Source organism: Brevibacillus sp. RS1.1, from assembly GCF_013284365.1.
In the GTDB taxonomy this organism is placed as follows: Bacteria; Bacillota; Bacilli; order Brevibacillales; family Brevibacillaceae; genus Brevibacillus; species Brevibacillus brevis_D.
Genome location: NZ_JABSVA010000006.1, coordinates 102,965 through 118,186 on the forward strand (window position 1 = coordinate 102,965; position 15,222 = coordinate 118,186).

Consider the following 15,222-nt stretch of genomic DNA (forward strand, 5'->3'; position numbering starts at 1 on the left):
GTGAGGTCTATATATAGAGTAGACAGTTTGGGGAATTTTTCACGGTGTTTTGAGTGAAAATGCTACCATAACTGCTTGATTTGGAAGTAAGAATAGGTGGGGGTGGCTTCTATGACGCCATTGGCAGAAAAAGAGTAACCAAAAAGCTCTACGTAGTCGCCGGGTTGTAAACGGACGATGCTTGAGCCGTTTAAGCACCAGGCATGGTTGGAATAAGAGACAATACTGTTGAGGACTTTATGGAGTTGACCGTTGATTCGGACGTCTAGATGCAGACCGTTTGGGGAGGTTGTTGGGCTTTTGATGCGAGCTGAGCCAACAATTAGGTAGTCGCCAGGTGTCTTTGCAATAAAGCGATTTAGTTTTTTATCGAATTGTTGAAGTTCGTCGTGGGTGGTTGTGTTGAAATTGATTTTGGTAAAGGTGTCGGGGGCAGTTAGGGTTTGATCGGCGGACATGGTGGCTGTTAGGTTGGTTCCTGTTTTGGCTGGGGTGAGCAATAGGTTGGAGCTGGTAAGGGTGTAACCAGAGATGGAAGGGGATTTCACGGAGCCAGAAGGCGAGGTAATGACTGCTTTTACCCGTAAATCTGCATAAAGAGGGTTTTTAAAGGAATGTTTGCGTCCTAAGACAGTGGATTCCCATGTAGAGCCGCCGTCGTTAGACAGGTACCAGTTTACAGAGCCATCTTGCAGTGTTTGGTCCGCTGTAATCGAGGCATAAGCAACGGGAGAGACAGAAGGAAGCTTAGTGCTTACAAACTCTTGGATGACCTCCCCTGAGAGACTACCTGTAATTACACGATAACCATACAGTTCAGGAGAAAGGTTTTCAGTAGGTGAGTCTAATCTGGCTCGTAAAAGTAGCGAGGTAGAGGGAGTTTGGAATGTAATCTCTTCGCCGGGAAAAGCATTTCTCCACTCTAGTCCGTTGTTGTTTGTTACTTCTAAAGTAACGGTAGCTTTGGATGCTCCAAAACTATATTCGTCAATGGCTTGGTTGGCTTCATATCTAGTAGTCAAAGAGAGTGTTCGGAGGACTCCATTGCTATCCTTGAAGGGATAATGTTTGCCGGCAAATGGCGAGACCGTGACTGAAGTATCGATCATTGATAAATCGGAAGCTTTAAATGTGGCAAGATAGTATTTATTTAGCTCAGTATCTGATGAGTAAACAAAGTGGTAATTAGAGCCGTCAACAACTAGCCTAGAGACCCAATTTGCTTTGACGTTTACCACTGAAGCGGTCTGAACAAGTGTTTCTGGGTGAAGGGAATAAAGCTTAACTGAGTAGGAATTAGTACTGCCCGTATAAATTGTTTGTATGGCGATGTACTTATCTAAGACGGGGTCATACATCATATCGATGGAGATGTCTTTACCTCCATTTGCTAGTTGTATATTTCGAACACTCTGAAATGAACTGTCGAAAAGAAATACTTTGAAATAATTTCCGTTTACCATGCCTAGAGTAACTTGGTTTCTTACTGGGTCATAGGCTGAGCGCAAGTAATCGGATGGACCGGATGTAAGAATATTAGTCAAATCCTTAACTATAAGACCATCACTACTAAAAACATGAAGTCGCGTATAAGATGCAACTGAGTGAAAGACCCATACCCTATTCTGATTATCTAGAGTCATCGATGTTGCTATCACTGTTCCTGCTCCTAAATATAGGGTATACCAATCTTTGTAAGTGGTGCCATCGCTATTAACAGCACCAACTACCCCACCGAGTGATGAATTTGAAATAGAGAACCAGACACGATTGTTGTAGTCCACAACATAGTCGACCGTTTGAAAAGGAAGAGTATGGGTATTGCCCTTGAATGGCAAGATCGTTCCTTCAAACGACAGGCTGCCATCAGGATTTGTTACCTTTGCATAAATCCCTGTGCCGTTTACTAGAGCCACCTTCCAGGTACGATTCGTGCGATCTGTAAAACCCATAGGCTGCGAAAAAACACTTCCGGAATAAGAAAAGCGAGTGGCTTCTGAGAAAGCGTATGCGCTAGGTTCGTTGGATACAGCGTTTATAGTTACTTTGTCAGTACTCGGGACGGTAATTGGTTTGGTATAAAAAATACCATTTTTTATACCGGCTGTGTTCTTGATGAGACGGTTGGTTGTGTTAACAGTAACTCCCATTGAATTTGACTCGTCAAAGTAGTTCGTAGTGCTGAAGTCTTCAGTAAAATCAGGGGTAACGGTAGGAGCTACTCTTCCTCCTACAATTCCAGCTGTTGTCTTTTCGGAGTCGACAAAAGCCAATGTATTAAATTCTTCGGAGTAGGTGTTGACGACGGTACTTCTGTGCATTTCAAGCTCTTCTACTCGATTTGCAAGAGTGGGATCAGATGCTGCGATTGGGACTACACTTTCACCTGTTCCGACAAAAAGTTCATGGGTATCCGTAGTAAAAAGAGGCTCCCCCGCTGAAGCAGCGGAGGGGAGATTCGCTTTTAAACCGCGTTTTAGTTTGATTGGTAGTGTCATTAGAATGTACCTCCATCTACTTCGGTGATCGTGGAGCCACTGCTACCGCCTACTGTATCGGTATAAGTGGGGAGAGTGTCTTTGTCATACCAAATACAGCCAATGCTATAGAGGACTGCTTTTTCACTAAGGTTGGCGCGCATGACTAGGGATGTACCTGGTAGGAAAGTGCTTAAATCAACTAGTTGATTCAATGGAACACCAGCTGTGAACGTGGTTCCTCCATCGAGTGACAAATCAATGCCGATACTGCCCTCGTACTCTGCATCCAGAACAAGATGGGTCGGAGCTTTTGCCAATGGAATCGGTTTGGAAACCATGACAGGATTTTTTTCAGATGCCTGTAATATTTGTACCTCAGTAACGGTCATATATGAGCTTTTATTCCAGACAGTTACTTTGACTTCATTAACGAGATGGTCTAGGTTGATGGGGTAGTGCCATGAACCGTCACCATGTACTCCTTTATCGGTCTTAGAAGCGAGATTAATCCTTGGAGTAACTGCTTCCCATTTAGCCGTTGATGGATTTTTGACAAAAATTTGATGGTCGCAATAATCGTGTCCGTTTTGTCCTAAACTGCCATTCATCCAAAGAATGATTCTATATATTTCTACAGGTGTTACCCATTTCATGAATAAGTCAGCACTTGTACCGCCTTGAAGCCAGTAATCAGAATATCCACCTGGTGTTGCAATAGCATTATCGTCAGCGATTTTTTCAACGGCATAGGTTGGGGTCGTACCATTTGATTTGTAAGGTCTAAAACTGGTGCTATTATTATTCCAATCTCCAAGAGATGAAGCGGTTTGGACGCCCAGGTCCTTCCAAGAGAAAGGTACTCCAGCAGCTTTGGTAAACTTTCCATTTTGGATTTGAAATGCTTCTGATTTAGATAAATCGACCCCAGATAAATCTACAAAAGCATCAGCATACAAATTATGCCGAACCGATGCTCCCTGATTCGCGCCTTCCAAAGTACGATAAGCATTCCGCAAAATATTAGTAGCGGCAACAACGTCAACTAACGGTTTGGTGGTGCTACGATCGTTGCCTCCCCCTTCATTACCGGGCATCTCAACAAGCATACTGTCGTCATACCAAGTAAATCCTAAAGATTTTAAACTGCCTGTAGACGGTATGTTAGCTCGTAATTGGAGGTTTGTACCTTTTAGTGAAGAGGTATCGATTAGCTTGTTTAATTCGATGTTGTTTACCCAAGTTGTTCCATCGAGGGTCAGGTCGAAGGTGACTGTGTCAGTATACTCCGCAGTTGTAATAATCTTCTTTGGAGAGCGTCCAACGTTAACTGCCTTAGTCACGAGAGTAACAGCGTCAATAATTTCATAGAATTTAATCTCGTGCCAACCGGTATAAATTACCGTGTTTGCACTACGATAACTGCGAAGCTTGGCCAGACGGTAATAGCGGTATGCAGAGGTATTCGTAAAGCTGTGTTCTAACTCTGAACCTGTGTTTGCATGAGATCCTACGTATAAATCTGTCCAATTCGTATTGTCTTGTGAACCTTGCAGAGTAAACGTGGCAAGACCGTACTGTCCAGCCGAGATTCCAATAGCTCGTATTGCGACCTTCGTAATAATTTTGGGGACGAAAAAGTCAATTTGCCACCAATGACCTTCTGCCGGAGGAGTCGCTCCATCTGTATAAAAGGAATCAGTTAAATTTCCGTTGATTCCCATCCATCCAGGGTAACCAGATGTTTCACTAGACGAGGTTACGTGATAAGGGGCGGGTTCAGTTGGACTGGACATGATGATGTTTGTATCGTAAAGCCCGGGTGAGACAGTACCATTTATAATGGCAAAAGAAGATGACTTCTCGATATCAATTCCTGAGGAATCGCTAAATACATCTACATACATGTTGTTTTGACGATAGGCTGATCTGTTATGTGTCTCCGCATCACGGAAGGTATTCAGCAAAATATTGATAGGGGTCTGTAAATCAAAGGAGCTGCTCGAGGCTCCCCCATTATTTCCCCCGCCACCGCCTGTACCAATCTTCCCCTGCAAATCATCCAACCGAGCTTTCAGACTGGGAAAGGTCTTCCCATCCCGATCCCGGCGTGCAGCGACCACCTCGGCGTTCGGGTTAGAGGATACATCGCTTTGCAGCTTTAAAATGGCTTGGTCTTGCTGTGCGTTTTTTTGTTCGACTTGTGACAGACGGAGATCTTGCGTCTGATTTTTCGCTTCTGCCGCACTGACCGCTGACGATAACGTATTCAGACCCGTTTGAAAGGTAGAAACAGCACCTTTCACGGCATCAAGCTGACGATCCTGTTCAGCGTCTTTGTCTTTTAGCTCACGGAATTTATCCTGTAAGCTCGGTTTATCTTCTCTAGCGTCATCCAGCTCCTGGAGGTAGGAGTCGATTTCGGCGTGGGTACGTTTTCCCTTGTTGGCCAACTCATTATGATCGAGGACGACTTCGGTGCCTGTTCGGGTGATTCTGACCGACATACGTTCAGCTCCTTTTCGATTTATTTGGTATAAACGGCGGACAAATTGAGCCCAAAATGGACATGCGTCGTTTTATCTACGAGGGATGGATCAGTCTCACGGGAAATCCGTGTCCAGAAAACTTGTTCATTTCCTGCGGCAGTATCTGGCAGGGTGAAGGCGTCGCCCCACGTACCAGGCACTCCGTTTTTGTCTGTAGCGACATCTACTAGCCGCTTGTATTGATCGGTACCTGCATAGGAGGTGAGAACCCCTTGGATACCTGTAAAAGTCCCATGATGCATCGTATTTCGGGCGATCATTTTCACTTCCCTATACTGGCCTTGGAGCATATGACCGAGAAACTCCTCCGTGTTGTCTTGCAGGTGGACTTCCCTTCCTTCGCCATCGATAAAAAAGAGGGTGAGAGAGGGGGAAAAGTCGTATTCGTCTCCGCCCCACATTTCGATCTGGTCGCTGGAGCTAATGGTTGTTTTTCCGTCTGCTTCTGCAAAACGGAGGGAGCCAGTGAAAGGAATAGGATGCTGAGTCATATCAAAGTGAATGGATGTTTGGCTTGTCCGACACGTTTTAGAGTCGACAGCGGCTCCAGTGGAATCGAGCAGCTCCACGCGGATGCCAGGAGAGAGGTTTGAGACTGTGAGAGTGGGGAGGGAGAAAACGCGGACGTGTTCCATGTCCAGATAGTCGTCTGTAGCGCTGCTGTTGAGAAACATACCGATTTTGGGAGCAAGGCGGTTAAATTCCTCCGAACCAATGATGTGCCAGATGGCTCCGTCCTCGGACCAATACGCGGTGTAGGTATTGTAATCGCGTATTAATCGAAGCCAGGGGAAGGTTTTCGCAGTGCCTTGTGATGCATCGTAATACTCTTCGACGTGGAAAAAATCATTGTGGTTTATGAAGACAGTCAATCCGCCTGTGCTTCCGGAAGCTTTCGGATTGTATGAATTTTTCATATCGAGGACGAATTGTTTCATGGGGGTAAGTGTTTCTAAAAAGAGTTGAAGCGGCTCGGCTCCGCCTTTTAAACGGAGCGAGCCTGGTGCGTCTGATAGCGACCACCTTGAAGAGTCATTTGGTGTCATGTTCCACTTGGAATCGAGGGTAAGAGAATCGAAAGAATCCTCGAAGAGAAACCCCGATTTACGCCGAGAAACTACACTCATAGAAGTACCTCCTTACGTAAATAGCCATATTCGTTTGCCAATCACACATGCCTCAGGGCGTTGTTTCCAGATCGCGAGCAAGCATTTGATCAGTGCTTCGACGCATTTGTCTCCGCTGCCGGGATCGCAGTAGGGGGTGACGAGGACCTTGTCGCAGATCCAATTACTGAGTCTAATGAAGTCAATTTCACAATAATCCCAAACATCTTCGGTGCCGTTTGTCGTAAAGACCCATCTGTATGTGTGTCTACCCTTGGAGACAGGAAATACGGGTACTCCATGTTGGTTAGTATATGAGCCAGCAAGTGTACCATCTATATAAAAATCTAGTCTGCTATTAAACGGAGCGGCTTTAAGACTCCAGTTTTCAGTAGCATTGAACGAGCGCACCCGAAAAAGAGAAAAGTACTTTTTTCCTGTCCACGTGCTTATCTGACCACGTTGTTCCGTTTTTATTTCGACTCTTACTTTGGAATTTCGTTGTTTTACTAGATTTGAAAAAGAGAAGCTATAAAAGTCTGAAACTGCTAAAGTGTTGGATTGAAGTAAATGATCATTTTCGTCATACATGTTCACATGTAATTTACTTCCATTACATCCTCCCATCCAAATAGGCACATTTGCCGTTGTTTTAAAGGCATAAATAAAGGCGCTTGAAGGTTTGAGCGGGAACTTATCTTGAAATGTATACTGACCATTACTTAGACGTGCTTCAACATCACAGTCAGAATCAAATTTGATTTTTATCGAATAGTTTTTCCCTTCTAAACTATCATTTTTTATACGTGCGCGTATTGACTGGATATCATCAAAGTCGTTGTAAGTTCTTTCTGATATTAGCTGATTATCGTCATCATCATATATTCTGACCCTTACACGAGCGTCGCGGCACGGTTTCTTTTTTCCTTCACGAATTGCAATGGTATCAATCCAACACCAAGAATCATCAGGGATAATTTCGTCAAAAGAAGGAGGTGTATTAGGTTCATAGGGGGACTTATTTTTGGGGTAGAAGTGATTTAATTTGTCTGAACAATAGTCAACCCAGGTCTCTACCATGTTTCCGTTACTGACAATAAACATCCCACCATCGTCATATTTTCCTCCGCGATTGCTTTCACCCTTTAAGAGGCGGTATTGGACAGAATACGTTTTATCTTGAGGGACATCAACTGTAATAATGTGTTCAACACTTTCTTTACCTTCTGTAGAATAGATTTTTCTTGAAATAGTCTTTCCGTCAAATCTACGCATAACGAATACTTCGACTGCTGTATTATCATATTCCTCTGTTAACTTATGAGGCTTATTAGAAGTTATTTTTAAATCTTTGATCGCCATGTAGAAAGGCCAGTTATTTTTACCGAGTCCGGAATCTTCTCTAAAAATATCATAAAATCTGAATGCAATAGCATAGGTACCTCGATCTTTAATGTACAGAGGATTCATCTTATATGGTTTGGAACTTCCCCAATCTTTTATTTGGAGAGGATTTTGAATCGAACCGATATTATCTTTTTTAGTAAGCTGACCCAATGTTTCTGAGGTTATTAATTTCCCTTCCTCAAATTTTCCTAAGTAACCCCATCCTTCCATACGTCTGACATAGGTTTGTTTCCCGCCACTTGAATTATTTTGTCCATTATCAAGTTCGTAAACATAGTATTGATAATCAAAATTAATGGTTATTTTTTCATCACCAACACTTTTAAAGATGACATACCAAGCAGTAGGTACAGAACCCGCACTGTCTTTATACGGTGCTACCTGTTGTGAAGTAATAACGTAAGTAGACTTGTAATGAATTGGGGTTTTTATTTTTGCATTTTTATGTGGGCTAAATTGCCATGTTACAGGAACATTATAGGAGTCTTGAACAACTGTACCTTTCCCAGCTAAAATCTTAAGCGTTTCCGTATATTTCGCTGTTCCAACGGAAGATGCACAGATTGCTCTGTATACACTCATCTTATCCTTTGAAATAGCATGGCCAATTGGGGTAGAACCTTCAGAATAAATTCTGCCAGAACGTGAATATAGGTGTGCCTTTCGAGGAGTATATATATAGTGCTTGTGAGCAGTTGGTTCTGAGTAATCTATTGGTACTGTCTGACTTCCTTTAGGATAGCATTTCTCGCCAGCTACTACAGGATCTGGTCTTGTAGGCGGTTTATAATCTCGCTCAGGAATTTTCACCTTATCGTGATCCTCAAATTGCCACTTTAACGTTTGCTTGCCAGAAGGAAGCGGAACAATAACCGTTGTCCCCAAAGGATCGGAGGTGCTTTCTCTACCCGACCAGATTAGCGTTCCATTACGATACAGCTTTAGCTTCTCATACTTTGAAAAAGAACCACCATACTCAAATTTCACGTATCCATCTTCGGCTAAGTCGATGTCCTCAACATATAATCGATTTGTTGTCCCATCTTTATTTTCAACCTTAAGCACACCGTCACCACCATGACCAGGGCCGTTATAGCGGGTTACAATATCTTCCCATTCCCAGTGGTCTTCCACTCGGATTTCTTTAGCGTAATGATCTTGGGAGTTAAAGTCTTCAGAAAAGATCTCAGTATATTCATTTTCATGAGCAGATTCATCCACCAAGCTTCTTAATGCTAAGTCCTCTGTAAGTTCAAAAGTAGTACCAGGATTTAGGTAAACCTTGTAGACATTTTCATCTCCATCGTTGTCCGTATAGCTAGAATCACCATCCGTCCGCCAGTCACGGTCTACTTCGATATAGCTCCCCATCGGTGTGCGGTGTTTTCCACGAGAGGAGCCATATGAAAATTCCCCCGTATATTCATTTTCTAGGGGTTCTTCCGTGGAAGTATCATGAATTCGGAAGGTAACAGTATTGGTTCCTTGGGAAAGGGGGACTCGTACGTTTTTCGCAGATTCATTTTCAAGGGAGCTAAGAACTTCTTCTCCGTTAACGATCACAGAAAAGGTTTCAGATGGACGCAGTCTGTGAAAAAAGCTAAACTCCATCCAGCCATCCGCTTCTAAATGTATGACTCGTGTGACATCTCCAGTTCCTGTTACAATGGGGTCCTCCATGTGGAACCCTGTGCCCACACCTCCAATTGTTTTCCAAGTCCATTTGTTTTCACCAGAAAGCGAGAATCCATCTGGTTCTCTCAAATAAGTTGAGCGTTCTTCATAATGGTCAATCTCAAGTGGAGGGCAAATCATTTGAATATCACCAGTCAAATCTACGGTGCAATCGTCTCCGACAGTTACAGTATAAGTAATAACTGCATTATCTTCGTCTGTAGATGATTGTCTTCCATCCAAAGACCACTGCCAGCCATGTGTCGAATGAACTGTACTCCCCTTTTTACCGGAGCCAGACTGGTTGGTGGATGTAAAAGTGTCGTCGAAAAACATGAGAGACTCTTCTGTATAGGGGAGGTCATTTGTCCCCATTCGGTATTCGAAGCTAAAATCCCCTGCACAGTCGCTATCCATTACTCGTTGGACTCTTCTCGAACTTGTTCCAACAATTCCTGAGAAAAAGGTGGACATTTTACTCGAATCGGAATAGGTTAACCATTCCCACCCAGGAATGTTATAAGCTGCATCCCCCAACGTATCCACATCCGGAGGCGTCTGCTCATCCAAGCTCTGCACCACCTCAACACACTCCACATCTTTAACATAAACGGCATTCTTCCCAAACCGCCGATCACTCATCCGCCGAACAAACCAATCAAACTTATAAGTCTGCCCCGGCTTGACGTGAAATTTCCCTTCCTGCCAGCTGTTGTTCTGATTCCATTCCCCGCCAACCTGATTGTTGTTGATAAAAAACAGCAACCCATCGCCAGGAGCGGTGCTAGCCATGTATTTAAAACGAATAAAGCCTTGCTTTTTAAAGCGCCACTGAAAAGTCACTTTGCTGGAATTACCGTGCTTGAGAGTGGTCACATCCAGTTTCATGATATTTTCATTCCCCGCCATCTCACTGGAACCGACAGAGTGAACCATCTTCCATTCCTGATCTTCCGTCGAGGAGACATAACGGAAAAGGCCGTGAAACTTATCTGACAGCGGGAGAGTCCGCATATCAAATGTAGGGACTTCTTTATCGATGGCATCGTAATGATTGAGATAGTAACCGCTAAAGTGATGATAGTAAGGAGCTGGACAAACTGGCAGCGAAACATTTTGATGGGTTCCATCCGGCTGCTCGGCGTTTTTTAGGATTTTGTAAATGCAATCGCGTACCATGAGCAAGGCACGCTGGTAGTCGTTTTTTTGCGGATCGATTTGCTGGTTGACCCACCATTCCAGGCGACGATACATGTTCCAAAGCGCTTCGCGGCAACGAACTTTGGCGTACCAATTTTTGTCCCGGACAAATTGCTCTATCATCTGATCGATTACGCTTTCGAGAGAGTCGAGATTGACCGTCTGCCAACGACCAATCTGACCTTTGCCGGGATCGCCCAAAAGCGGATTCTGATACCCGGCATAACGATCCTCTGCACGAGGACGATTGGGGCTGTCCGGATTGTCCGGATGATTCGGGTGGAATGCGCCCTCTACCAATGAGGAGCGCATTTTTCCGAATGTGACGTTGCCCACTGATTTAGAAAAAATGCCAAACGTATGACCCAAAATGATCACCTCTAATCCGTAAAATCGTATTGCAGGTTATGATCTACCCAGACGCGGATGCGGTTACCCGTAACCCAAACACGCAGCGTGTACCATTTCTCTTTTTCCCAGGCAAACGGGTTCATCGGGGTAGAGTACATGGTTGATCTGCCATTCTCTACCTTAAAAAGCTGCATGGGTCGCGGCATACCGCTTGCGCTTCCGTCACTGACGACGAACATCCAGTAGTTCTGGTCGTTGTGATATTTGAACACGATACCGGCGCTGTCTCCATCTGCGGGTTCATCTACTTTGAAATCGACCTCAAACTGATAGTCTGTATAGGTAAAGTCGTTTCGAATGAAGCCACTCATGCCACTGGAGCCTTTTGGGTGGGTAAAAGTGCCTTGGTCGCGATTATGCTCCCAACTGCCAGAGCCAAAACGAGTCCAGTTGTCTTGCCCCATCGCGAGTGCATTCATATCCGTCGTCCATGGATAGTACGCATTGAATGGATCGTGGGGATCGTACGCTTCTGGAACAGAAAAACCACCTGACCAATGCTCGGGATCGTGCTCAGCCTCGAGTACATCGTTGGAGTAGTCGTAGACCAAACCTTGTCCTATTTCTTCTATACGATCTGCCCATGCTTTCTTGTAGTCGCGAACAGAAAGTAATGGTTTCTCGATATGCCCTTTTCTATGATCCAATTGACCAGCCAAGTATTCCAGGATGACGGCATCTGCGAGTTCTTTTTTACCCATGATTTGGGTGAGCAACGAGGTAGCGCGCTCTTGGTTGGAAGCGACCCAATCCGCGTTGATAACTGCTTGATCTGGTAGCTTGTAACTGAGGATGGATTCGAACAAATGAGCAGCTGCTTCCGGCTGATAGGCAATTAGTTGCTCATGCAATACCGTTTGTTCCAACGCGAGCTTGGCATACTTTTGCCATTCATCGTCTTGTAGTTCTCCATCACGCGCGCTTTTTTCTGCCTCATCGTATAAATCGACGAGGTAACTGGCTCGTTCATGCGGGGAGGTAGCGAAGAGATAGCCGCTGCACAATTCCGTGATTCTGCTGCGCAACAGTGCGGTGACCGGCAACTCGTCAAGGTCGCTGGCGTGAGCGGATTTACGGGCTGTATGCTCGTCGAACAAAAAGGACGGATCGGGTTCCATGTAACCAAAAGGATTCTCAATTTGCAGCTCGGCTGGACGGAATACATCTTCGCCGACTAGTGCTTCTGTAAGGGATGAAGGAGCTGCCTCCATTTGGCTGGTGATTTCCACCTCTTCAACCGTTGAAGGGAGCCATACTTCCCGTTTTCCTGCAACCCCATCTTCCTCCAGATGGGAGAGAATCTCATTCTGACGGGTGGACTCCCATGTCTCAAAGGAAAGAATGCCGGCCCTGTCTTGCAACGCTTTACTGAAAATGACCTCAGATTCGATCAATGCCTGAACCCGTGTCCGCACACCCTCCAAAAATTCCTCATCCACGTAAGCATCGAAAGTTTTGTTGGTCAGCGCCCATTCCATCAGTGCTTCCAGAATGCTTTGGCCGTCTGTCAGGCGCGAGGCAAAAATCATGTCGTCCATCAGGTGGGAAGGAAATTCTTTGGAACCAAGGATGTCTTCCAAAAGATGAGCGGGCAGTAAGCGTAAGATGGTTGCGAAGATCATTTCTTCTGTCAGGAGACTTGGGCGTACATTTTCCAGATTGGCGAAAATGTCATCCTCATCCTGATAAAAGGATGGCTTAGGTGCTTTGCCCCCACTAAGATCGATGGCGCGTTCCTTTTCCCAAAGATGAGCAGCATGTACGAGCTTGCGATCTGCGCGAAGGTCATCCTTGATGATTGAAGTGGGACGAGAAAGATCTTTCTTTCCGAGTTCGAAGTGCTGGGGAATCCAGAGCGGATTGGTTTTCTCTCGAAGGGAATCATTGATGGGATTGGGAACGAACAAGAGGGGACTGTTGTGTCGGGAGCTTTGTTCCAGATAGGTCATGAGCGAAGCATCTGTTTGAATCGTTCGGGTTCCCGTAATCTGTGATAGGAAAATAGCGAGCTCTGAAACTACGTCTCGATTACCAAGAGCATATTCCGTGATGAGTGTGCCTAGGGATTGAGAGGGACGAGTAGCATATAGTCGAGACCGATTGATGAACAGGTCATTTTGGTATGGTCGGAAGGCTGTTGGTGAAAAGGAATCGAGAGAGAGAAGACGCGTAAAATCTCGATAGCCCCAGTCGCGATTCTGTAAAAGGGAACCACCTTGGAGCATGGTTCGAAAACCTGTAGAAGCCCGATGGATCGCTAAATCTTGCGTAGCGAGCCTGCTGGCACGGTGAAGGAAGTGCAGCAAGGCGTCATACTGACGGGCTTTGAGGTAAGCCCAGTCCATGTCGCGAAGCACTTTCGTCGGCTTTGTTTTCATCCGGAGGAAGGCTTGCACGAAGTGTCGGGTCATCTGGAAGGAAGTATGTCGCTCGCCAATGGAACGAGACCAATCCGTAAACATGGTATGTCTGTTGTTGCGGTTGGAAAGAGGTAGGCTGTTCTCAATAGATAGGTGTTGAGTGATCGATCTGGTTGCGTATTCTCTTTCCATCTGCACAAACAGAGAAGCCCAAAACTTTCGCTCAGCCAAGCTTCTTTCGGTATTGACGAATAAATCGAACGTGGAGGTACGCTCTCCCGTGAACCACTCGTCTATCTTTTTTCCGGCGAAACGTTCGGTTCGTGTTGCTCCAGGTTGTTCTTTCCTGACGACAGCTTCTGACGATATGGAACGACTTGCCGATGCTGGCGGTAAATCAATATGCAGCTCATCTTTATGCACACGTACGGACATTTGGGCTGGATTGAGCTTTGCCATTCCTGCTGCTTTAATCCGATCTGAGAAATGAACACGACGAATGACTTGTAGCGGTTGCTTAATGATTCGGTCAGCATCCAAGGTCTCGTCTTGGAGCAAGCTCTCTTTCAGCGGCGAGCGATCGGATACTACGACCAGCTCCATGGGATTGGCCATGCTAGTATCATTCCGGATCATATCCTGCAAGGAGTCTTGAAGGTCAGCGGCAAACGATTTCCGATTCGCGAGCAAATAATCTAGCATGACCATACTGGCACTTTGTCCGTAGGGAATATAGACGAAGGAATACTTACGGGAGGGCGAAGTCGTGAAAGTTACTTTTCCGATATAGTTGCGAATAGAAGCGTAGTGATCTGCAAGTCTGAATTGATAGGCTGCTAGAGAAGAAATCCCGGTCAAATGGTTCACCTCCCAAAAAGAAGGGGGAACACCAGAGATGCGTTCTAGTTTTCCCCCTTTTGCTAGCTATACGGTTTTAGAGGGACTTCTTTTAGTAGCGAACTTCCTTCAGGAAAGCGACCCCCATTTTTACGTTAGCGGAGTAGTTCATGAAATTCTGTTCGGTATTATGGTCGAAATAGCGGTACACTTCCTGCTTGTGTTTCTTGGTCGTGTCGCTTGGATCGACATCAATGATCAATTCATCCAAGTGGAGAATGTTGTTTTTCGAAACAGCAATGCATGCATCCAAGCTGCCGCGGTATCCATCATATCCGTGTACGACATAAATCGGGCTCAAATGGTAACGACGTGTCCAAGCAGATGCGTTAAAGCCTTGAGGCTCTAGAAGAAGACCGGTATCGCCGAGCTTGCTATCGGAATATGCTTTGCCCGGCTGTGGAGCTTGGGTAATGAAGGCAGGGTAGTGTTTTTGGAAGCGAATGCCTGATTTTGTCGCCAGCATTTGCAAGGTGTTGTTGCCAAAAGAGGTGTATTGACCATAATCGTGTGGGGCGATTGGAGCAGTAGGCTCAGTAGCGACAGCTCCAGCCGTCAGCATGATGTTTCCAACCACATCATCCATGTTGTACTTGAACGGCTTAAGCGCGCCGACATAGAGGAAGCTCTTGCGATAATCTTCAAAGTGAACAGCCGGATCGCCAACGGCAACCAGAGAAAGGCGGTTGTTCATCACGTTCATGTACAGGTAGACAGGTTTATCAATCGTACGATCTGTCGGTTTGCCATTCACGACGAATTTCTCGTCAGCCCATTCGAAATTAACCGGATGTCCTTCTGTTGCGAAGGTTTTGGCTGTGGCATTGTAGTCTGTCAATACTTGAACCGTCAAAGAGCTGTGTTCCTTCGGGTTGGTGAAGCCTGGATTGACGAATTTAACATAAAACTCTTTGGTCTCAGTGTTAATTTTGGAGATGCCCTTTAGGACAAGCTCGGAGGTTTTGCCAGAACCGGAATCTTTTTTGGTGAGATCTGTCATAACTGTCCAGGTTGATTTTTCTTGTGTCTCTCCGGCAGCTGGGTTAAAGGTATAGTTCGTAAGCTGTTCGATTTCAGATTTAATCGTATCCAGGAGTTCTTTAGAAGTGGTGATTTTTTCAATGTATTTAAAATTGGCCAT

The 15,222-nt window shown here is 45.2% G+C and carries 6 protein-coding genes; all 6 read right to left on the reverse strand.

Annotation, left to right across the window (positions count from 1 at the left end; translation table 11 throughout):
• Nucleotides 1–62: 62 nt before the first annotated feature.
• Nucleotides 63–2,498, reverse strand: a complete 2,436-nt coding sequence (locus HP570_RS19960) for a hyaluronate lyase N-terminal domain-containing protein (protein WP_173626870.1) — start codon at nt 2,496–2,498, stop codon at nt 63–65.
• Nucleotides 2,498–4,984: a galactose-binding domain-containing protein gene (locus tag HP570_RS19965; protein ID WP_254495385.1), complete on the reverse strand. Its 2,487-nt coding sequence runs from the start codon at nt 4,982–4,984 to the stop codon at nt 2,498–2,500. Before HP570_RS19965 ends, HP570_RS19960 begins: the two co-directional genes overlap by 1 nt.
• 20 nt (nt 4,985–5,004) lie before the next feature.
• Complete coding sequence (locus HP570_RS19970) at nt 5,005–6,153, reverse strand: beta-xylosidase family glycoside hydrolase (protein WP_173626871.1); 1,149 nt, start codon at nt 6,151–6,153, stop codon at nt 5,005–5,007.
• 12 nt (nt 6,154–6,165) lie between these two features.
• Nucleotides 6,166–10,782, reverse strand: coding sequence for a hypothetical protein (locus tag HP570_RS19975; protein ID WP_173626872.1), 4,617 nt, complete (start codon nt 10,780–10,782; stop codon nt 6,166–6,168).
• Nucleotides 10,783–10,793: 11 nt separating this feature from the next.
• Nucleotides 10,794–14,051: a 3-keto-alpha-glucoside-1,2-lyase-like domain-containing protein gene (locus tag HP570_RS19980; RefSeq protein WP_309139204.1), complete on the reverse strand. Its 3,258-nt coding sequence runs from the start codon at nt 14,049–14,051 to the stop codon at nt 10,794–10,796.
• A gap of 82 nt (nt 14,052–14,133) precedes the next feature.
• A complete protein-coding gene (locus HP570_RS19985) occupies nt 14,134–15,222 on the reverse strand; it encodes a hypothetical protein (protein WP_173626874.1) in 1,089 nt (362 codons plus the stop codon).

Excerpts from the sequence above, each read along its gene's own strand:
- HP570_RS19960 (WP_173626870.1), bottom strand. The coding sequence starts at position 2,498 with ATGACACTACCAATCAAACTAAAACGCGGTTTAAAAGCGAATCTCCCC.
- HP570_RS19965 (WP_254495385.1), bottom strand. The coding sequence starts at position 4,984 with ATGTCGGTCAGAATCACCCGAACAGGCACCGAAGTCGTCCTCGATCAT.
- HP570_RS19970 (WP_173626871.1), bottom strand. The coding sequence starts at position 6,153 with ATGAGTGTAGTTTCTCGGCGTAAATCGGGGTTTCTCTTCGAGGATTCT.
- HP570_RS19985 (WP_173626874.1), bottom strand. The coding sequence starts at position 15,222 with ATGGCCAATTTTAAATACATTGAAAAAATCACCACTTCTAAAGAACTC.